Here is a 17,953-nt window from a genome sequence, read left to right as displayed (position 1 = left end):
CTTATGCCCTAGGGGCGTGGCTCGGCGCCGCGCTCCTTCAGCATGTCCGTCATCAACGCGATCTCCGACCGCTGCGCCTCCACCATGCCCCGCGCGAGCCGCTTCTCCACGCCGACCGCGCACTTCTCCACACAGCCCTCGGCCATATGGACGCCGCCCTTGTGATGGGCCGTCATCAGCTGGAGGTAGAAGACCTCGGCCTGCTTCCCGCTGAGCTCGCCGAGCTTCTTCATCTCCGCGCCGGTCGCCATGCCCGGCATCAGCGCGCCGTCCTTGCCGGAGGCCATGCCGCCCATGTCCATCCAGGTCATCGGCGGCTCGGAGGAGACCTTGGGCAGCTCCCACAGGTCGAGCCAGCCGAGCATCATGCCGCGCTGGTTGGCCTGCGTCTGCGCGATGTCGTAGGCGAGGCGCCGCACCTCCTCGTCCTTCGTGCGGTCGCGCACGATGTACGACATCTCCACCGCCTGCTGGTGGTGCACCGCCATGTCCCGCGCGAACCCGGCGTCCGCGGACTCGGCGGAGGGGGTCCGGCTGCCGCCGTCGTCACCCGCGACGGCGTAGGTGATCGCGCCGGCCGCGACGACCGCCGTCGCCGCGGCCCCGGCGACCAGACCGGCATGCCTCACTGCGACAGACCGTTCGTGCAGGCGGCGCCCGGCTCGGGCGTCTGCTTGCCCTGGACGAACTTCTCGAGGAACTTGTCGACGTCCGGGTCGCTCGCGCTCTTCACCGTGCGCTGGTGGCCCCAGGCCGAGAGCATGATCGGGTCCTTCTGGTCGTCCATCGGGCTCATCAGCGTGTACGGCGTCTTCTTCACCTTCGCCGCGAGCGCGTCCACGTCGGCCTTCTTCGCCTCGGCGTTGTACGTCACCCACACCGCCCCGTGCTCCAGCGAGTGCACGGCGTTGGTGTTGTTGATCTTCTTGGTGTACACGTCGCCGTTGCAGTTCTGCCAGACCGGGTTGTGGTCACCGCCGACCGGGGGCTCGGAGGCGTACTTCACGGCCTTGGTGACGTGGTTGCGGGCCAGGTCCCCTTCCCAGGTCTTCACGCCGTCCTTGCCGGTGACGAACTTCCCCTTGGCCGAGGAGTCGCTCGACGCGGCGGTGTCGCTGCCGCCGTCGCCGCCGGACTGGGACCGCACGAGCACGACACCGCCGACGACGAGGCCGCCGACCACCACGACGCTGGCCGCGATGGTGAGGATCCGGTTGCGACGCTCACGGGCCTGCTCGGCACGCCGCATCTCCTCTATTCGAGCCTTGCGTGCCGTGTTGCTCTTGTTGGCGGAGCCCATGAGGTGTCCTTCGTGGGGAAAGTGGGACGGTCGGGTGGGCTGATCGTAATGGGGGAGACCTGGCCTTACGTAGCGCGGTCGCGGGAATGGGCCGAATCGATACGGCACCGACAGGTGCCCGACAGCTTCGGGTGTCCGCCGCCTGGACCAGGCGTCTGAAAATTTGAACCCGAGATGCCGGTTATCTACGCTGCCCGCATGCGGCTGCTGCGCTCCACCGACCTCGCCCTGCGGGTTCTGATGCGGCTCGCCGTCGCGGGCGAGTCGAGTCCGACGACGCGGGACGTCGCCGAGGGCATGGACGTGCCGTACACGCATCTGGCGAAGGTCGTCGCCGAGCTCCAGCACATGGGCCTGCTCACCGCCCGGCGCGGCCGTGGCGGCGGCCTCAGTCTCACCGAGCAGGGCCGCGCGGCATCGGTGGGAGCCGTGGTGCGCGCCTTCGAGGGCGACGGCGACGTGGTCGACTGCGAGGGCCCCACCCCCTGCCCCCTGAACTCCGCCTGCCGGCTGCGCGGCGCCCTGCGCCGGGCCCAGGAGGCGTTCTTCGCCTCACTGGACCCGATCACCGTGGCGGACATCGTCTCGGAGCCGACCGGGGCGCTGCTGCTGGGGATCTCGCGGGGGCCTTAGGGGCGGGGCCCTGGGGGCCGAGGGGGTGGCGCCCGGTTACGCCTGCCCGGCCAGCCACAGGTCCGGCCCGAACACCTCGTAGTGGATGTCGGCCGGTGCCACGCCCCGGTCGATCAGCTGGGCCCGGACCACCCGCATGAACGGCAGCGGGCCGCACAGGTACGCGCGCGTGCCCGGGGCGACCGGGACGCCGGTGAGGTCGACCAGGCCCGAGCGGGTGCCCGCCGGGGCGTCCTGCTCGTACCAGAAGTGGACGGCGGCGTCGGGCAGCTTGGCGGCGTAGGCCTCGTGGTCGGCGCGCAGGGCGTGGGTGGCGGGGGAGCGGTCGCCGTGCACGACGGTGACCGGGGCGCGGTGTCCCGTGCCGGCGAGGTGCGCCAGCATCGCGGTCATCGGGGTCACACCGATGCCCGCCGAGGCCAGCAGCAGCGGCGTGTCGGAGTCGGCGTCCAGGACCAGGTCGCCGTACGGCTCGGACAGCTCCAGGACGTCACCCACCTCCACGCGCGCGTGGAGGTGACTGGAGACCTCGCCGTCGGGGGCGCCGTCCTCGTGGACCCGCTTCACGCTGATCTGCCGCAGCTCCGGGCCGGGTGCCCCGGAGAGGCTGTACTGCCGTATCTGCCGGGCGCCGTCCGGGAGGGCGACGCGGACCGAGACGTACTGGCCCGCCAGGAAGTCCCGCACCGGGCCGTCGTCGGCGGGCCGCAACCGGAAGGTGGCGACGTCGTCGGTCTCGGCGACCCGCTCGACGACCTCCCAGGAGCGCCAGGTGTGCCCGCCCCGCTCCTCCCGCAGCCGCTGCTCGACGGCGATGAGGGCGTTCGCCATCAGCCAGTAGACCTCGTCCCAGGCGGCGGCGACCTCGGGCGTGACGGCGTCGCCGAGTACCTCGGCGATGGCGGCGAACAGGTGCTCGTGGACGATCCCGTACTGCTCGGGCGTGACACCCAGCGAGGCGTGCTTGTGGGCGATGCGGTGCAGCATCGCGTCCGGCCGCTGCTCCGGGTGGTCGAGCAGGTGGGTGGCGAAGGCGGCGATGGAACCGGCGAGGGCCTGCCGCTGGGTGCCGGCGGCCTGGTTGCCCCGGTTGAACAGGTCGTCCAGCAGCTCGGGGTGGGCCGCGAAGAGTCCGGCGTAGAAACGCTCGGTGATCGTGCCCAGGGCCGCGCCGACGGCGGGGAGGGTGGCGCGGACGGTGGCGGCGGACGGCTCGGACAGCATCGGGGCTCCTCGGTGCTCGACTGGGCGCACGATATTTAAAGTTGCATCTGAGATGCAAATTAAGGGTCGGAGCGGCGAAAGGGACCGGCCATTACGGACGCGGGCGCGAGCAGGCACTATGGGCGGTAGAGCAGTCCACCCGCCGTACAGGAGCGTTCGGATCCGGGTCGTCCGGGCGATCATGGTGTGCAACGCGTACGAAATGGTGTGGTGGGATGCTCAGGTGCCCGACCGCCTCCCGTGGTACGGAAGAGAAGGCGGCCTGACCAGCAAGGATGGGGAAGCGGAAGATGGACAAGCAGCAGGAGTTCGTGCTCCGGACGTTGGAGGAGCGCGACATCCGGTTCGTACGCCTGTGGTTCACGGACGTGCTGGGCTTCCTCAAGTCCGTCGCCGTGGCCCCGGCCGAGCTGGAGCAGGCCTTCGACGAGGGCATCGGCTTCGACGGCTCCGCGATCGAGGGCTTCGCCCGGGTCTACGAGTCCGACATGATCGCCAAGCCGGACCCGTCGACCTTCCAGATCCTGCCCTGGCGCGCGGAGGCGCCGGGCACGGCCCGGATGTTCTGCGACATCCTCATGCCGGACGGCTCCCCGTCCTTCGCCGATCCGCGCTACGTGCTCAAGCGCGCCCTGGCCCGCACCTCCGACCTGGGCTTCACGTTCTACACGCACCCGGAGATCGAGTTCTTCCTGCTGAAGGACCGGCCGCTGGACGGCAGCCGCCCGACGCCCGCCGACAACTCCGGCTACTTCGACCACACCCCGACCAACGTCGGCATGGACTTCCGCCGCCAGGCGATCACCATGCTGGAGTCGATGGGCATCTCGGTCGAGTTCTCCCACCACGAGGGCGCCCCCGGCCAGCAGGAGATCGACCTGCGCTACGCCGACGCGCTCTCCACGGCCGACAACATCATGACGTTCCGCCTGGTCATGAAGCAGGTGGCGCTGGAGCAGGGCGTCCAGGCGACGTTCATGCCGAAGCCGTTCTCCGAGCACCCCGGCAGCGGCATGCACACCCACCTGTCGCTCTTCGAGGGTGACCGCAACGCGTTCTACGAGTCGGGCTCGGAGTACCAGCTGTCGAAGGTGGGCCGCTCCTTCATCGCCGGCCTGCTGCGGCACGCGGCGGAGATCTCCGCGGTCACCAACCAGTGGGTCAACTCCTACAAGCGCATCTGGGGCGGCGCGGAGCGCACGGCGGGTGCGGGCGGCGAGGCCCCCTCGTACATCTGCTGGGGCCACAACAACCGCTCGGCGCTGGTCCGCGTGCCGATGTACAAGCCCGGCAAGACGGGCTCGGCGCGTGTGGAGGTCCGCTCCCTGGACTCCGGGGCGAACCCGTACCTGGCCTACGCGGTCCTGCTCGCCGCCGGCCTCAAGGGCATCGAGGAGAGCTACGAGCTCCCGCCGGGCGCCGAGGACGACGTCTGGGCCCTCTCCGACGCGGAGCGCCGCGCGATGGGCATCGAGCCGCTCCCCCAGAACCTCGGCGAGGCCCTGACCCTGATGGAACGCAGCGACCTGGTCGCCGAGACCCTCGGCGAGCACGTCTTCGACTTCTTCCTGCGCAACAAGCGGCAGGAGTGGGAGGAGTACCGGTCCGAGGTGACCGCGTTCGAGCTGCGGAAGAACCTGCCGGCGCTGTAAAAGACAGGGTGGAGCGGGGTTTCCCCCGCGACCGGAACATGGGGCCGACGGCCGTGAGCCGTCGGCCCTCGGCGTGCGCGAACTGGAAGGTGCCCCATGGCTGAGGAGCCGATCGACCTGATACGCCTGGAGGGTGAGGGCAACAGCGTCGTCCTCCGGATCACCGGACGAGAGCGGCGGGAGCATCCCGGCCGGACCGACGTCCTGGCCGGAGAGTTCCGGATCGACACGCCCTTCGTGAGCGGCGGTCTCCCGACCTGGCTCCTCCCCGGTGACCTGCGCCAGTGGCAGCAGGCCCTGGACCTGCTCGACGCGGGACAGGACATCGCCTGGCGCGCGGACACCCGGGCGCCCGGGCTGTTCATCGAACGCGACCAGGACGACGACCGGTGCCGGGTCACGGTCCGGGACCACTCGGCGTCCCTGACGGCGGTGACGGTGACGGTCCCGCTGGCCGACGCCTGGTTCGACGACGCCTACCGTCGCCTGGACCTGGCGCTGGAGACCTGGCCGCCCGAGGGGAACTGAGGCGAGAACCGAGGCAGGAGCGTACGATCGTACATCCAGAGCGTACGATCGTACGCATGGCCACGGACTACTTCGCGAACGATCCCCGCACCAACCTCGAACGCATGCTCGCCGGCGACCTCTACATCGCCGACGACCCGGAGATCGCCCGGCGGCAGCAGCGGGCGATGCGGCTCGCCGCCCGGTACCTCGCCGCCTACACCGAGGACGCCGAGACGGCGCGGCCGATGCTGGGCGAGCTGCTCGGGGAGGTGGGCGAGGGGGCCGACGTGCGGCCGCCGCTGTACGTCGACTACGGCAGCAACATCTCCATCGGGGCGCGCACCTTCGTCAACTACAACCTGACCGCGCTGGACGTCGCCCGGATCACCATCGGGGAGGACTGCCAGATCGGCCCGAACGTCCAGCTCCTCACGCCCACCCACCCGGTGGAGCCGGAGCCGCGCAGGGACAAGCTGGAGGCCGCGCGTCCGATCGTCATCGGGGACAACGTCTGGCTCGGCGGGGGAGTCATCGTGTGCCCGGGCGTGACCATCGGCGACAACGCGGTCGTCGGCGCGGGCGCGGTGGTGACCAGGGACGTGCCGGCCAACGTCGTCGCCGTCGGCAACCCCGCCCGGCCCGTCCGCAACTTCTGACCACCGGAGAAGGAGTTCCATGGCCACCGGGCACGCGGACCCGCGGCGCCGCGAACGCATCATCGCCGCCACGCTCGACCACATCGCCGACGAGGGAGTCGCCGGCGTCTCCCACCGCAAGATCGCCGTCCGGGCCGGCGTGCCGCTCGGCTCGATGACCTACCACTTCACCGGCATCGACGAGCTGCTGCGCGAGGCCTTCACCCGGTTCGCCGACGACATCGTGGCCGTCTTCGAGCAGCACCTCGGTCGCGCCGGGACGCCCGATGAGGCCCGTGAGGCCGTCACGGGCCTCGTGCACGCCCTCTCCGAGGGGCCCCGCCGCGACCTCGTGCTCGCCCACGAGCTGTACACCCTGGCCGCCCGGCGGCCGGAGTACCGCCGGCTCACGCACGCGTGGATGGTCCGCAGCCGGCTGCTCCTGGAGCAGCACTTCGACACGGACACCGCCCGCCAACTGGACGCGCTGATCGAGGGACTGACCCTGCACCGCTCCCTCGACACCGAGCCGCAGAGCCGTGAGCTCACGCGACTGGCGGTGCACCGCATGACGTCCGGGACCTGAGAACGGCCCCGGGCCCCACTACGCCTGCTGCCGCTTCATGTCCGCCAGCACCCGGTGCAGCGGCTCCGTCGCCCGCCGCCGGTACTCCTGGACCGCCCAGCCGTTGCCGTCCGGGTCCTGGAAGTGCATGAAGGTGGCGCCGTCGTCGGGGGCGTACTGGACGGGTTCCGAGACGTCGAGTCCGCGGGCGACGAGCTCCGCGTGGGCCGCCTTGATGTCGGCCACGCACAGTTGCAGGCCCTGGTAGGAGCCGGGTGCCGGGGTGGGGCCGGGCGTCATCTCCCAGATGGAGTCGCCGAGGGCGATCGAGCAGCCGGAGCCCGGGGGCGTCAGCTGGACGATCCGCATCCCGGGCATGACCTCCTGGTCGATGTCCACGTGGAAGCCGACCTTGTCCCGGTAGAAGTCCCGGGCGCGGTCGATGTCGGTCACGGGCAGCGGGATGACTTCGAGGGTGATGTCCATGGCGAGACTCCTTCGTCCGGCGTCATGCGAGCCGCCACCTCGTCCGGCGGAACGGCTCCCCCTCACCGAAGCCGAAAACGGGGCGCGGCGCCACCGAGTGGACGGCGACGCGGCGAAGTTCCCCGCCGTGCGTTCCTGGCCCCCTCGGCGTCCTCACGGGCGGCGGAACCCGTCCGCCCGCCGAACTCACCCACGCTTACCCCTGGCTCTGCGGTTACGCTCAAAGCCGTACGACCTTGATCCGAGGAAAGTCCGAGGCAAGTCCGAGGGAGGCCCGGAATGACGGCGGCGCCGGGGCGCAGGAGCAGCACCTTCACACGACTGCTGCGGCACGGCTTCACCGACGCCTCCGCCGCCGAACGGCTCCTCGACAGCCCCGAACTCGCGCCCCTGCGCGACGACCCGGTGCTGCTGGACGCGCTGGGCGCGACCGCCGACCCCGATCTCGCGCTGCTCGGGCTCGTCCGGCTGCTGGAGGCCCAGCCGAACCCCGGCGCCCGCCAGGAGCTGCTCGACACGCTGATCTCCGCCAAGCCCCTGCGCGACCGGCTCCTCGGCGTGCTCGGCGCCTCCACCGCCCTCGCCGACCACCTCACCCGGCACCCCGACGACTGGCAGGCGCTCGTCATGTACGAGTCGTACGACCTGCACCCCGGGGTGGAGGAGTTCGAGGCCGGTCTCGCCGAGGCGGACGACCCGGTCTCCCTGCGCGTCGCCTACCGGCGCTGCCTGCTGTCCATCGCCGCCCGGGACGTCTGCGGCACCACCGGCGTCGCCGAGTCCGCCGCCGAACTCGCCGACCTGGCCACCGCCACCCTGCGCGCCGCGCTGCGTATCGCCGAGGCCGCCGCGCCGGAGGACGCCGGGCTGTGCCGGCTCGCGGTCATCGCGATGGGCAAGTGCGGCGGCCACGAGCTGAACTACGTCTCCGACGTGGACGTCATCTTCGTCGGGGAGGCCGTCGAGGGTGCCGACGAGACCAAGTCAGTGCGGGCCGCCACCCGGCTCGCCTCGCACATGATGCGGATCTGCTCGGAGACCACGGTCGAGGGCTCCATCTGGCCCGTGGACGCCAACCTGCGTCCCGAGGGCAGGAACGGCCCGCTCGTGCGGACCCTCTCCAGCCACCTCGCCTACTACCAGCGCTGGGCCAAGACCTGGGAGTTCCAGGCGCTGCTCAAGGCCCGCCCGGTCGCCGGCGACCTGGAGCTCGGCGAGGAGTACGTAGCCGCCGTCCAGCCCCTGGTGTGGAAGGCCGCCGAGCGCGAGAACTTCGTCCCCGACGTGCAGAAGATGCGCCGCCGGGTCGTGGAGAACATCCCCGTCGCCGAGGTCGACCGCCAGCTGAAGCTGGGCCCGGGCGGCCTCAGGGACGTCGAGTTCGCCGTCCAGCTGCTCCAGCTGGTGCACGGCCGGACCGACACCTCCCTGCGCAGCGGCACGACCCTCGACGCGCTGGGGGCCCTCGCCGCCGGCGGCTACGTGGGCCGGACCGACGCCGCGCAACTCGACGAGGCCTACCGCTTCCTGCGCACCATGGAGCACCGGATCCAGCTGTTCCGGCTGCGCCGCACCCACCTCGTCCCCGAGGAGGAGGCCGAGCTGCGCCGCATCGGCCGCTCCCTCGGACTGCGCACCGACCCGGTCGCCGAGCTGATCCGCGAGTGGAAGCGGCACGCCACCGTCGTACGGCGGCTGCACGAGAAGCTGTTCTACCGGCCGCTGCTCGACGCGGTCGCCCAGCTCGCGAGCGGCGAGGCCCGGCTGAGCGCCGAGGCGGCCCGGGAACGCCTGGTCGCCCTCGGCTACGCCGACCCCGCCTCGGCCCTGCGCCACCTGGAGGCGCTGGCCTCCGGCGTCACCCGCAAGGCCGCCATCCAGCGCACCCTGCTCCCCGTCCTGCTGGGCTGGTTCGCCGACTCGGCGGACCCGGACGCGGGCCTGCTCAACTTCCGCAAGGTGTCCGACGCCCTCGGCAAGACCCCCTGGTACCTGCGGCTGCTCAGGGACGAGGGCGCCGCCGCGCAGAACCTCGCCCGGGTGCTGTCCGCCGGCCGGCTCGCGCCCGACCTGCTGATGCGCGCGCCGGAGGCGGTGGCGCTGCTCGGCGACGGGGACGGCGGCGGCCTCGAGCCGCGCTCCCGTCCCCACCTCGAACAGGAGATACTCGCCGCCGTGCGCCGGGCCGACGGGTCCGCCCAGGCGGTCACGGCCGCCCGCGGAGTGCGCCGCCGCGAGCTGTTCCGTACGGCAGCCGCCGACATCGTCGGCTCCTACGGCACCGAGGAGCAGCCCGCCGAGGCCGACCAGGGCGCCCTGGTGGACCTGGTCGGCGGCGCGGTGTCGGACCTGACGGCCGCGACCCTCGCCGGCACGCTCCGGGCCGTGGTGCGGGAGGGCTGGGGCGACAACCTGCCCACCCGGTTCGCGATCATCGGCATGGGCCGGTTCGGCGGGCACGAGCTGGGCTACGGCTCCGACGCGGACGTGCTGTTCGTGCACGAGCCACGCGACGGTGTCGACGAGCGCGAGGCCTCCCAGGCGGCCAACAAGGTCGTCTCCGAGATGCGGCGCCTGCTACAGATCCCGAGCGCCGACCCGCCCCTGCTCATCGACGCCGACCTGCGCCCGGAGGGCAAGTCCGGGCCGCTCGTGCGGACCCTCACCTCGTACGAGGCGTACTACCGCCGGTGGGCCCTGACGTGGGAGTCGCACGCGCTGCTGCGGGCCGAGCCCGTGGCCGGGGACGAGGACCTGGGCCGCCGGTTCATCGAGCTGGTCGACCCGCTGCGCTACCCGGCGGGCGGGCTCGGCGACGAGGCCGTCCGCGAGATCCGGCGGCTGAAGGCCCGTATGGAGTCCGAGCGGCTGCCGCGCGGCGCCGACCCCAAGCTGCACGCCAAGCTCGGGCCGGGCGGTCTGTCCGACGTGGAGTGGACCGTGCAGCTGACGCAGCTCCGGCACGGCGCGGACGAGCCCGGTCTGCGGACGACCCGCACCCGAGAGGCACTGGCCGCCGCCCGCACGGCCGGGCTGATCACGGACGAGGACGCGGAGATCCTGGACGAGGCCTGGGTCCTCGCGACCCGGGTCCGCAACGCGGTGATGCTGGTACGCGGCCGGGCCGGCGACACGTTCCCCTCGGAGCCGCGTGAACTGGCGGCGGTGGGCCGGTACCTGGGGTACGGCCCCGGGCACGTGGGCGACATGCTCGACGCGTACCGGCGGACGGCGCGCCGGGCCCGGGCCGTGGTGGAGGAGCTGTTCTACGGGGCCGCCGAGCGCTGACGGCCCGGGTCAGGCCCTGGCCCGGGCCGACGGCACGTCCTTGCCCCGGGACGCGTCCGGCCGCTGGGCCGGCACCGCGTTCGGCAGGGCGTACGGCTGCCTGCCGTACCACACCCTCGACACCGCGAAACCGAACGCCAGGCACAGCAGGCCACCGACGGCATCCAGCCAGAAGTGATTGGCCGTGGCGACGATCACCACCAGCGTCAGCGCCGGGTACAGCAGGGCCAGCACCCGCACCCAGGGGACCCTCGAAAGAGCGAAGATCGTCAGGCCGCACCACACCGACCAGCCGATGTGCATCGACGGCATCGCGGCGTACTGGTTGGACACGTGCTTCAGGTCGCCGGACGCCATCGAGCCCCAGGTCTGGTGGACCATGACCGTGTCGATGAAGTCGCCGCCGTTCATCAGCCGCGGGGGCGCCAGCGGATACAGGTAGTAGCCGGCCAGCGCGACGGCGGTCGTCGCGAACAGCACCAGGCGGGTCGCCGCGTAGCGGCCGGGATGGCGACGGTACAGCCACACGAGGACACCCAGCGTCACCACGAAATGGAGCGTCGCGTAGTAGTAGTTCATGCCGATGATCAGCCAAGTCACCGAGTTCACAGCATGGTTGAGCGACTCCTCGAACGCGATGCCCAGATAGCGCTCGGCCTGCCAGATCCAGTCGGCGTTGCGCAGCGCCTCGGCCCGCTGCTCGGGCACGGCGTTGCGGACCAGCGAGTACGTCCAGTAACTGACCGCGATCAGCAGGATCTCGAACCAGAACCGGGGGCGACGGGGGGTGCGCAGCCGGTGCAGCGGACCCTGTCGGGTCTCGGCCGCGACGGGGTCCGGGAAGGCCGCTTCCCGGCCTTCCGGCGTCGTCACGGTCGTGTCACTCATAGGCGCAGAGTCTGCCAGAAAAGGACTTCCTCACCGATCATCCCGCGGCCCGGTCGGACCCGCATGTTCTGCGGCGAAATCGGGCCATGGAGCTCGGGAGCTTCCGAGGCCTAGGAGCGACCGCGCTCCCCGGGTGCCGAAGCCGTCGAGCCACGCACCACCAGTTCCGGCATGAACACGAACTCGCTGTGCGGCGCGGGCGTCCCGCCGATCTCCTCCAGCAGCGTGCGCACGGCCGCCTGCCCCATCGCCGGGACCGGCTTGCGGATCGTGGTCAGCGGCGGGTCCGTGAAGGCGATCAGCGGGGAGTCGTCGAAGCCGACCACGGAGACGTCCTTCGGCACGTCCAGACCGCGCTGCCGCGCCGCCCGGATCGCGCCCAGCGCCATCATGTCGCTGGCGCACACCACGGCCGTGCAGTCCCGCTCGATCAGCGCCGTCGCCGCGGCCTGACCGCCCTCCAGGGTGTAGAGGGAGTGCTGGACCAGCTCCGTCTCCACGGTCTGGGCGCCGAGGCCCAGCTGGTCCTGCATCGTGCGCACGAACCCCTCGATCTTGCGCTGCACGGGCACGAACCGCTTGGGCCCGAGGGCCAGGCCGATCCGGGTGTGCCCGAGGGACACCAGGTGCGTGACCGCCAGGTTCATCGCCGCGCGGTCGTCGGGGGAGATGAACGGCGCCTGCACCTTCGGGGAGAAGCCGTCGACCAGCACGTACGGCACGCCCTGCGCGCGCAGCCGGTCGTAGCGCTGCATGTCGGCGGTGGTGTCCGCGTGCAGCCCGGAGACGTAGATGATGCCGGCGACCCCGCGGTCGACGAGCATCTCCGTGAGCTCGTCCTCGGTCGAGCCGCCCGGCGTCTGGGTGGCGAGGACGGGGGTGTAGCCCTGCCGGGTCAGCGCCTGGCCGATGACCTGGGCCAGGGCCGGGAAGATCGGGTTCTCCAGCTCCGGGGTGATCAGGCCCACCAGGCCCTCGCTGCGCTGGCGCAGCCGCACCGGGCGTTCGTAGCCCAGCACGTCGAGGGCGGCCAGCACGGACTGGCGGGTGGTGGCGGCGACGCCCGGCTTCCCGTTGAGGACGCGGCTGACGGTCGCTTCGCTCACCCCCGCCTGCGCGGCGATGTCGGCAAGCCGGGTGGTCACAGCACCGGACTGTAGCGGCCGGGATTCTGCTTGCACACCGACGGGACGCCTGGTGCGTGCCGTCGCGCGGCCCGCTGCGGATGGCTTGGTCATCGCGGTCCCTCGAAATCGTGGTCGGCGTCCGATCCGCAACGGATGTTCCCTCTGGCGGACACGGATGGCAAGTGCTTGCAGAGTCTTGCACAACTGTCCGACTCCCCGTCGAGCAGCCGGAAATCAGGGAAGCGGGCAGTCGGAGGGAGGTCACGGCGGGATAACCATCCGCACCCCTTGCAACTTTTTGCTGCAAGGTCTTTCGCAACTCCTTGCAGCGCGGCTAATCTCACCGACGCCCGGCGGCCAACGGCGCAGTCGGCAGCACGAACGGGCTTTCACCCTCAAGGAGAACTCATGCGGCGTGGCATAGCGGCCACCGCGCTGGTGGCGTCCCTCGCCCTGGCGGCGACGGCCTGCGGCGGAAGCGACAGCGGCGACGAGGCCGACGGCCCGGTCACCATCACCTGGTGGGACACCTCCAACGCGACCAATGAGGCGCCGACCTACAAGGCCCTGGTCAAGGAGTTCGAAGCCGCCCACAAGGACGTCAAGGTCAACTACGTCAACGTCCCCTTCGACCAGGCGCAGAACAAGTTCGACACCGCCGCCGGTTCCAAGGGCGCCCCCGACGTGCTGCGTTCCGAGGTCGGCTGGACCCCGGCCTTCGCCAAGAAGGGCTTCTTCCTGCCGCTGGACGGCACCGAGGCCCTCAAGGACCAGGCCGCGTTCCAGCCCAGCCTGATCGAGCAGGCCACGTACGAGGGCAAGACCTACGGCGTCCCCTTCACCACGGACACCCTCGCCCTCGTCTACAACAAGGCCCTGTTCAAGAAGGCCGGCGTCGAGGCCCCGGGGACCTGGGACGACCTGAAGAAGGCCGCCGCCACCGTCAAGGACAAGACCGGCGTCGACGGCTACTGGGGCTCCACCCAGGCCTACTACGCCCAGTCCTTCCTCTACGGCGAGGGCACCGACACCGTCGACGCCGACGCCAAGAAGATCACCGTCGCCTCGCCCGCGGCCAAGAAGGCCTACGGCACCTGGCAGAGCCTCTTCCAGGGCAAGGGCCTGCACAAGGCGGACACCACCGCCGACGCCTACGCCCACATCCAGGAGGCGTTCGTCAGCGGCAAGGTCGCCTCGATCGTCCAGGGCCCGTGGGAGATCACCAACTTCTACAAGGGCTCGGCCTTCAAGGACAAGAACAACCTCGGCATCGCCACCGTCCCGGCCGGCTCCACCGGCAAGGCGGGCGCCCCGACCGGCGGGCACAACCTCTCCGTGTACGCGGGCTCGGACAAGGCCCACCAGGAGGCCTCGCTGAAGTTCGTGAAGTTCATGACCTCGGCCAAGGCCCAGGAGACCATCGCGCTGAAGAACTCCACGCTCCCCACCCGCGCGGACGCCTACACCGCCGAGGTCAAGGCCGACCCGGGCATCGCCGGCTACCAGAGCGTGCTGTCCGCCGCCCAGCCGCGCCCGGCGCTGCCCGAGTACAGCTCTCTGTGGGCCCCGCTCGACGACCAGCTGCTCGAGATCGCCGGCGGCAAGGAGTCCCTGGACAAGGGCCTCGGCGACGCCGAGACCGCCATCGCCAAGCTGGTGCCGGACTTCTCCAAGTGACCGCCGCGTGGCCGCCGGACCCCCCGTCATGGGGAAGGGGAGCCGGCGGCCACCGGCCTGCGCCCGGGCCGGGCAGCTCCCCTTGAACTCCTTGAACCTCCAGAAGGTGTCGAACCATGACAGTCGCCATCGACCGAGCGACCGGCAAGCGACGCGGTGAGCGGGAACCGCGACCCGGGCCGGGCCAGCGGCTGAAGAACGGCTTCCACAAGCACTGGTACGCCTACGCGATGATCGCCCCGGTGGCGATCGTCCTCGGGGTCCTCGTGCTGTACCCGCTGGCGTACGGCCTGTACCTCACACTGACCGACGCGAACAGCCTGAACACCGCTCGCACGATCGGCGTCAACCACATCGACGCCACCTACAAGTTCATCGGGCTGGACAACTACGCCGACATCCTGTGGGGCCCGACGGCGTACGACCGCTTCTGGTCGCACTTCCTGTGGACCATCTTCTGGACGGCGGCCTGCGTCGCCCTGCACTACGGCATCGGCCTCGGCCTCGCCCTGCTCCTCAACCAGAAGCTGCGCGGCCGCGCCCTCTACCGGATGATCCTCGTGCTGCCCTGGGCGGTGCCGACCTTCGTCACCGTCTTCGGCTGGCGGTTCATGCTCGCCGACGGCGGCGTCATCAACAGCGGCCTGGACCTGCTGGGCCTGCCGAGCCCGCTGTGGCTGGAGGACACCTTCTGGCAGCGGTTCGCCGCGATCATGGTCAACACCTGGTGCGGGGTGCCGTTCATGATGGTCTCGCTGCTCGGCGGACTGCAGTCGATCGACGCGAGCCTGTACGAGGCCTCCGAGATGGACGGCGCCAACGCCTGGCAGCGGTTCCGGTACGTCACCCTGCCCGGCCTCAGGTCCGTCAGCACCACCGTCGTGCTCCTCGGCGTCATCTGGACCTTCAACCAGTTCGCCATCATCTTCCTGCTGTTCGGCAACACCGCGCCCGACGCCCAGATCCTCGTGACCTGGGCCTACTACCTGGGCTTCGGGCAGCAGCCGCGTGACTACGCCCAGTCCGCGGCCTACGGGATCCTGCTCCTGTCCATCCTGATCGTCTTCACCTCCTTCTACCGCCGCTGGCTGAACCGCAACGAGCAGCAGCTCGCGATCTGAGGCAGGAGTATCGCCATGAGTACGACGAGTACGACCACCGTCGAGGCCTCCGCCGCGGTGACCGGGCGGCGCGCCGCCGCCGCGCCCCGCAGGGTTCCCGGCCGCGGCGAGAACAGCCGCGCCGCCTCCCTCGCCTCGCACGCGGTGCTGATCGGCGCGAGCCTGATCGCGCTCTTCCCGGTCGCCTGGCTGGTGTTCCTGTCCCTCGGCCCGGACAAGGACGACTATCTCCACCCCGGGCGCATCTGGAGCAAGATGACGCTCGACAACTACGCGTTCGTCCTCCAGGACACCAGCTTCTTCGACTGGCTGAAGAGCACACTGATCGTGGTGCTCGGCACGACGCTCATCGGCGTCGTCGTCGCCGCGTCCACCGGATACGCCGTCTCCCGCATGCGGTTCCCCGGCTACCGCAAGCTCATGTGGGTGCTGCTGGTCACCCAGATGTTCCCCATCGCGGTACTGATCGTGCCGATGTACCAGATCCTCTCGGATCTACAGCTCATCGACAGCTACCTTGGTCTCATCCTTGTCAACTGCACCACGATCGTGCCGTACTGCGCCTGGCTGATGAAGGGCTACTTCGACACCATCCCATTCGAGATCGACGAGGCCGGCCGGGTCGACGGGCTGACCCCCTTCGGCACGTTCGCGCGGCTGATCCTGCCGCTCGCCAAGCCGGGTCTCGCGGTCGCCGCGTTCTACAGCTTCCTCACGGCCTTCGGTGAGGTCGCGTTCGCCTCGACGTTCATGCTGAGCGACGACAAGTACACGTTCGCCGTCGGTCTGCAGACGTTCGTGAGCGAGCACGACGCCCAGCGGAACCTGATGGCCGCGACGGCTGTGCTGATCGCGATACCGGCTGCCCTGTTCTTCTACCTCGTGCAGAAGAACCTGGTGGCCGGGTTGACCGCCGGTGGTACGAAGGGGTGACCTCCCCCGTCGATCGGCTGCGGCGCCGTCGTGGCCGATCGCGCCCACGCGGCGGAGCCGCAGATCGGTAGAGTCCCGCGCCCCTAGGGGCGCGGGTGTGGCGGCCGCGGTGCCCATCCGACCCCGCTGTGCCGCGGCCGCCCCAACACCCCACCCACGCCTTCCATGACCGACACCCTGTTACGCATCAAGGACGACATGAGCCAGCAGCCCTTTGCCGCCCCTGCCATGACCCCCACCGTCGCCAAGCGAGGCGACTGGTGGCGGGACGCCGTGATCTACCAGGTGTACCCGCGCAGCTTCGCCGACAGCAACGGTGACGGCATGGGCGACCTGGAGGGTGTCCGCACCCGTCTGCCGTACCTGCGCGACCTCGGCGTCGACGCCGTGTGGCTCAGCCCCTTCTACGCCTCGCCGCAGGCCGACGCGGGCTACGACGTCGCCGACTACCGGGCCGTCGACCCCATGTTCGGCAACCTCCTGGACGCCGACGCGCTGATCCGCGACGCCCACGAGCTGGGTCTGAGGATCATCGTCGACCTGGTGCCCAACCACTCCTCCGACCAGCACGAGTGGTTCAAGCGGGCCGTCGCCGAGGGGCCGGGCTCCCCGCTGCGGGAGCGCTACCACTTCCGTCCCGGCAAGGGAGCCGGCGGCGCGCTGCCGCCCAACGACTGGGAGTCGATCTTCGGCGGCCCGGCCTGGACCAGGGTCACCGAACCCGACGGCACGCCCGGCGAGTGGTACCTGCACCTCTTCGCCCCCGAGCAGCCCGACTTCAACTGGGAGCACCCGGCGGTCGGCGACGAGTTCCGCTCCATCCTGCGGTTCTGGCTGGACATGGGCGTCGACGGCTTCCGCATCGACGTCGCCCACGGTCTGGTGAAGGCGGAAGGCCTGCCCGACCTTGGATCCCACGACCAGGTGAAGCTGCTGGGCAACGATGTCATGCCGTTCTTCGACCAGGAGGGCGTGCACGAGATCTACCGGCAGTGGCGGCTCGTCCTCGACGAGTACGCCGGGGAGAGGATCTTCGTCGCCGAGGCGTGGACGCCGACCATCGAGCGCACCGCGAACTACGTCCGCCCGGACGAGCTGCACCAGGCCTTCAACTTCCAGTACCTCAGCACGCACTGGAACGCCGCGGAGCTGCGCGAGGTCATCGACCGGACCCTGGACGCCATGCGACCGGTCGGCGCACCCGCCACCTGGGTGCTGTCCAACCACGACGTGACCCGGCACGCCACCCGCTTCGCCAACCCGCCCGGCCTCGGCACCCAGATCCGCCTGGCCGGCGACCGGGACCTGGGCCTGCGCCGGGCCAGGGCCGCGACCCTCGTCATGCTCGCGCTGCCCGGCTCGGCCTACGTCTACCAGGGCGAGGAGCTGGGCCTGCCGGACGTCGTCGACCTGCCGGACGAGGTGCGCCAGGACCCGGCGTACTTCCGGGGCGCGGGCCAGGACGGCTTCCGTGACGGGTGCCGGGTGCCGATCCCGTGGACCCGGACGGGGTCGTCGTACGGCTTCGGTGACGGCGGCAGCTGGCTGCCGCAGCCGGACGGGTGGGGCGAGCTGAGCGTCGAGGCGCAGACCGGCGAGCCCGGCTCGACCCTGGAGCTGTACCGGGCCGCGCTCGCGGTCCGCCGCGAGCAGCGCGACCTCGGCGCCGGTTCGTCGGTGGAGTGGCTGCGGGCGCCCGAGGGTGTGCTCGCCTTCCGGCGCGGGGAGTTCGTCTGCGTCGCGAACACCACCGGCGAGTCGGTGGCGATGCCGGCGTACGGCCGGGTGCTGGTCGCGAGCGGGGAGATCCTCCAGGTCGACGACGAGGCGAAGGTGCCGGCGGACACCACGGTGTGGTGGACCACCGCGAGCACCGCCTGATTTTCCTTTGAATTTCGTACGGCCCGCTGCCCT

General features: G+C 70.9%; 16 protein-coding genes. 10 read left to right on the top strand and 6 right to left on the bottom strand.

All coding sequences use genetic code 11. The features are described from left to right. Positions 1–8: 8 nt before the first annotated feature. Positions 9–629: a DUF305 domain-containing protein gene (locus ABEA82_RS00445; RefSeq protein ID WP_345659286.1), complete on the bottom strand. Its 621-nt coding sequence runs from the start codon at positions 627–629 to the stop codon at positions 9–11. Further along, positions 626–1,300: a thioredoxin-like domain-containing protein gene (locus ABEA82_RS00440; RefSeq protein WP_345659285.1), complete on the bottom strand. Its 675-nt coding sequence runs from the start codon at positions 1,298–1,300 to the stop codon at positions 626–628. Before ABEA82_RS00440 ends, ABEA82_RS00445 begins: the two co-directional genes overlap by 4 nt. A 198-nt stretch (positions 1,301–1,498) precedes the next feature. Here ABEA82_RS00440 and ABEA82_RS00435 point away from each other — a divergent pair, with 198 nt between their 5' ends. Then, positions 1,499–1,933 carry an RrF2 family transcriptional regulator gene (locus tag ABEA82_RS00435; RefSeq protein ID WP_345659284.1) on the top strand — a complete coding sequence of 145 codons (435 nt, stop codon included), beginning with the start codon at positions 1,499–1,501 and terminating at the stop codon, positions 1,931–1,933. Between the two features lie 36 nt (positions 1,934–1,969). Here ABEA82_RS00435 and ABEA82_RS00430 read toward each other — a convergent pair whose 3' ends face one another. Further along, positions 1,970–3,157: a globin domain-containing protein gene (locus ABEA82_RS00430; protein ID WP_345659283.1), complete on the bottom strand. Its 1,188-nt coding sequence runs from the start codon at positions 3,155–3,157 to the stop codon at positions 1,970–1,972. A 290-nt stretch (positions 3,158–3,447) separates the two neighbouring features. On the opposite strand from ABEA82_RS00430, the gene glnA reads away from it, so the two are divergent. From glnA to ABEA82_RS00410, 4 genes are all read left to right on the top strand, one after another. Then, positions 3,448–4,809 carry a type I glutamate--ammonia ligase gene (glnA, locus tag ABEA82_RS00425; RefSeq protein WP_003989771.1) on the top strand — a complete coding sequence of 454 codons (1,362 nt, stop codon included), beginning with the start codon at positions 3,448–3,450 and terminating at the stop codon, positions 4,807–4,809. A 96-nt stretch (positions 4,810–4,905) separates the two neighbouring features. Beyond that, positions 4,906–5,337: a DUF5959 family protein gene (locus ABEA82_RS00420; RefSeq protein WP_345659282.1), complete on the top strand. Its 432-nt coding sequence runs from the start codon at positions 4,906–4,908 to the stop codon at positions 5,335–5,337. 56 nt (positions 5,338–5,393) lie between these two features. Continuing rightward, complete coding sequence (locus ABEA82_RS00415) at positions 5,394–5,975, top strand: sugar O-acetyltransferase (RefSeq protein WP_345659281.1); 582 nt, start codon at positions 5,394–5,396, stop codon at positions 5,973–5,975. Positions 5,976–5,994: 19 nt separating this feature from the next. Beyond that, a complete protein-coding gene (locus tag ABEA82_RS00410; protein WP_345659280.1) occupies positions 5,995–6,540 on the top strand; it encodes a TetR/AcrR family transcriptional regulator in 546 nt (181 codons plus the stop codon). A gap of 18 nt (positions 6,541–6,558) precedes the next feature. Here ABEA82_RS00410 and ABEA82_RS00405 read toward each other — a convergent pair whose 3' ends face one another. Beyond that, positions 6,559–7,005, bottom strand: a complete 447-nt coding sequence (locus tag ABEA82_RS00405) for a VOC family protein (RefSeq protein ID WP_345659279.1) — start codon at positions 7,003–7,005, stop codon at positions 6,559–6,561. Positions 7,006–7,284: 279 nt separating this feature from the next. Between ABEA82_RS00405 and ABEA82_RS00400 the strand changes: the two genes are divergently transcribed. Further along, the gene (locus ABEA82_RS00400) at positions 7,285–10,293 is read left to right on the top strand and encodes a bifunctional [glutamine synthetase] adenylyltransferase/[glutamine synthetase]-adenylyl-L-tyrosine phosphorylase (RefSeq protein ID WP_345659278.1); all 3,009 of its coding nucleotides are present in this window, start codon (positions 7,285–7,287) and stop codon (positions 10,291–10,293) included. Between the two features lie 9 nt (positions 10,294–10,302). On the opposite strand, the gene ABEA82_RS00395 is transcribed toward ABEA82_RS00400, so the two are convergent. Together ABEA82_RS00395 and ABEA82_RS00390 are read right to left on the bottom strand one after the other, a co-directional pair. Further along, the gene (locus tag ABEA82_RS00395) at positions 10,303–11,181 is read right to left on the bottom strand and encodes a phosphatase PAP2 family protein (RefSeq protein ID WP_345659277.1); all 879 of its coding nucleotides are present in this window, start codon (positions 11,179–11,181) and stop codon (positions 10,303–10,305) included. Between the two features lie 110 nt (positions 11,182–11,291). After that, positions 11,292–12,326, bottom strand: a complete 1,035-nt coding sequence (locus ABEA82_RS00390; RefSeq protein WP_345659276.1) for a LacI family DNA-binding transcriptional regulator — start codon at positions 12,324–12,326, stop codon at positions 11,292–11,294. 390 nt (positions 12,327–12,716) lie between these two features. On the opposite strand from ABEA82_RS00390, the gene ABEA82_RS00385 reads away from it, so the two are divergent. The 4 genes from ABEA82_RS00385 (at position 12,717) to ABEA82_RS00370 (ending at position 17,920) form a co-directional block, all read left to right on the top strand. After that, the gene (locus tag ABEA82_RS00385; protein ID WP_345659275.1) at positions 12,717–13,985 is read left to right on the top strand and encodes an extracellular solute-binding protein; all 1,269 of its coding nucleotides are present in this window, start codon (positions 12,717–12,719) and stop codon (positions 13,983–13,985) included. Positions 13,986–14,101: 116 nt separating this feature from the next. Next, positions 14,102–15,106, top strand: a complete 1,005-nt coding sequence (locus tag ABEA82_RS00380; RefSeq protein WP_345659274.1) for a carbohydrate ABC transporter permease — start codon at positions 14,102–14,104, stop codon at positions 15,104–15,106. A 15-nt stretch (positions 15,107–15,121) separates the two neighbouring features. Next, on the top strand, positions 15,122–16,039 hold the full coding sequence (locus tag ABEA82_RS00375; protein ID WP_345659273.1) for a sugar ABC transporter permease: 918 nt from the start codon (positions 15,122–15,124) through the stop codon (positions 16,037–16,039). 198 nt (positions 16,040–16,237) lie between these two features. After that, positions 16,238–17,920: a glycoside hydrolase family 13 protein gene (locus ABEA82_RS00370; protein WP_345660090.1), complete on the top strand. Its 1,683-nt coding sequence runs from the start codon at positions 16,238–16,240 to the stop codon at positions 17,918–17,920. Positions 17,921–17,953 lie beyond the last annotated feature (33 nt).

Source organism: Streptomyces venetus (assembly GCF_039540295.1).
In the GTDB taxonomy this organism is placed as follows: domain Bacteria; phylum Actinomycetota; class Actinomycetes; order Streptomycetales; family Streptomycetaceae; genus Streptomyces; species Streptomyces venetus.
The sequence above is the reverse complement of the archived record's forward strand: the minus strand, read 5'-3'. Positions and strand labels throughout refer to the sequence as shown.

Bases quoted from the DNA above. Each gene is read 5' to 3' on its own strand.
- ABEA82_RS00375 (WP_345659273.1), top strand. From the start codon at position 15,122: ATGAGTACGACGAGTACGACCACCGTCGAGGCCTCCGCCGCGGTGACC.
- ABEA82_RS00435 (WP_345659284.1), top strand. From the start codon at position 1,499: ATGCGGCTGCTGCGCTCCACCGACCTCGCCCTGCGGGTTCTGATGCGG.
- ABEA82_RS00440 (WP_345659285.1), bottom strand. From the start codon at position 1,300: ATGGGCTCCGCCAACAAGAGCAACACGGCACGCAAGGCTCGAATAGAG.
- ABEA82_RS00395 (WP_345659277.1), bottom strand. From the start codon at position 11,181: ATGAGTGACACGACCGTGACGACGCCGGAAGGCCGGGAAGCGGCCTTC.
- ABEA82_RS00380 (WP_345659274.1), top strand. From the start codon at position 14,102: ATGACAGTCGCCATCGACCGAGCGACCGGCAAGCGACGCGGTGAGCGG.
- ABEA82_RS00420 (WP_345659282.1), top strand. From the start codon at position 4,906: ATGGCTGAGGAGCCGATCGACCTGATACGCCTGGAGGGTGAGGGCAAC.
- ABEA82_RS00370 (WP_345660090.1), top strand. From the start codon at position 16,238: ATGAGCCAGCAGCCCTTTGCCGCCCCTGCCATGACCCCCACCGTCGCC.
- glnA (WP_003989771.1), top strand. From the start codon at position 3,448: ATGGACAAGCAGCAGGAGTTCGTGCTCCGGACGTTGGAGGAGCGCGAC.
- ABEA82_RS00405 (WP_345659279.1), bottom strand. From the start codon at position 7,005: ATGGACATCACCCTCGAAGTCATCCCGCTGCCCGTGACCGACATCGAC.
- ABEA82_RS00430 (WP_345659283.1), bottom strand. From the start codon at position 3,157: ATGCTGTCCGAGCCGTCCGCCGCCACCGTCCGCGCCACCCTCCCCGCC.
- ABEA82_RS00400 (WP_345659278.1), top strand. From the start codon at position 7,285: ATGACGGCGGCGCCGGGGCGCAGGAGCAGCACCTTCACACGACTGCTG.
- ABEA82_RS00385 (WP_345659275.1), top strand. From the start codon at position 12,717: ATGCGGCGTGGCATAGCGGCCACCGCGCTGGTGGCGTCCCTCGCCCTG.
- ABEA82_RS00415 (WP_345659281.1), top strand. From the start codon at position 5,394: ATGGCCACGGACTACTTCGCGAACGATCCCCGCACCAACCTCGAACGC.
- ABEA82_RS00410 (WP_345659280.1), top strand. From the start codon at position 5,995: ATGGCCACCGGGCACGCGGACCCGCGGCGCCGCGAACGCATCATCGCC.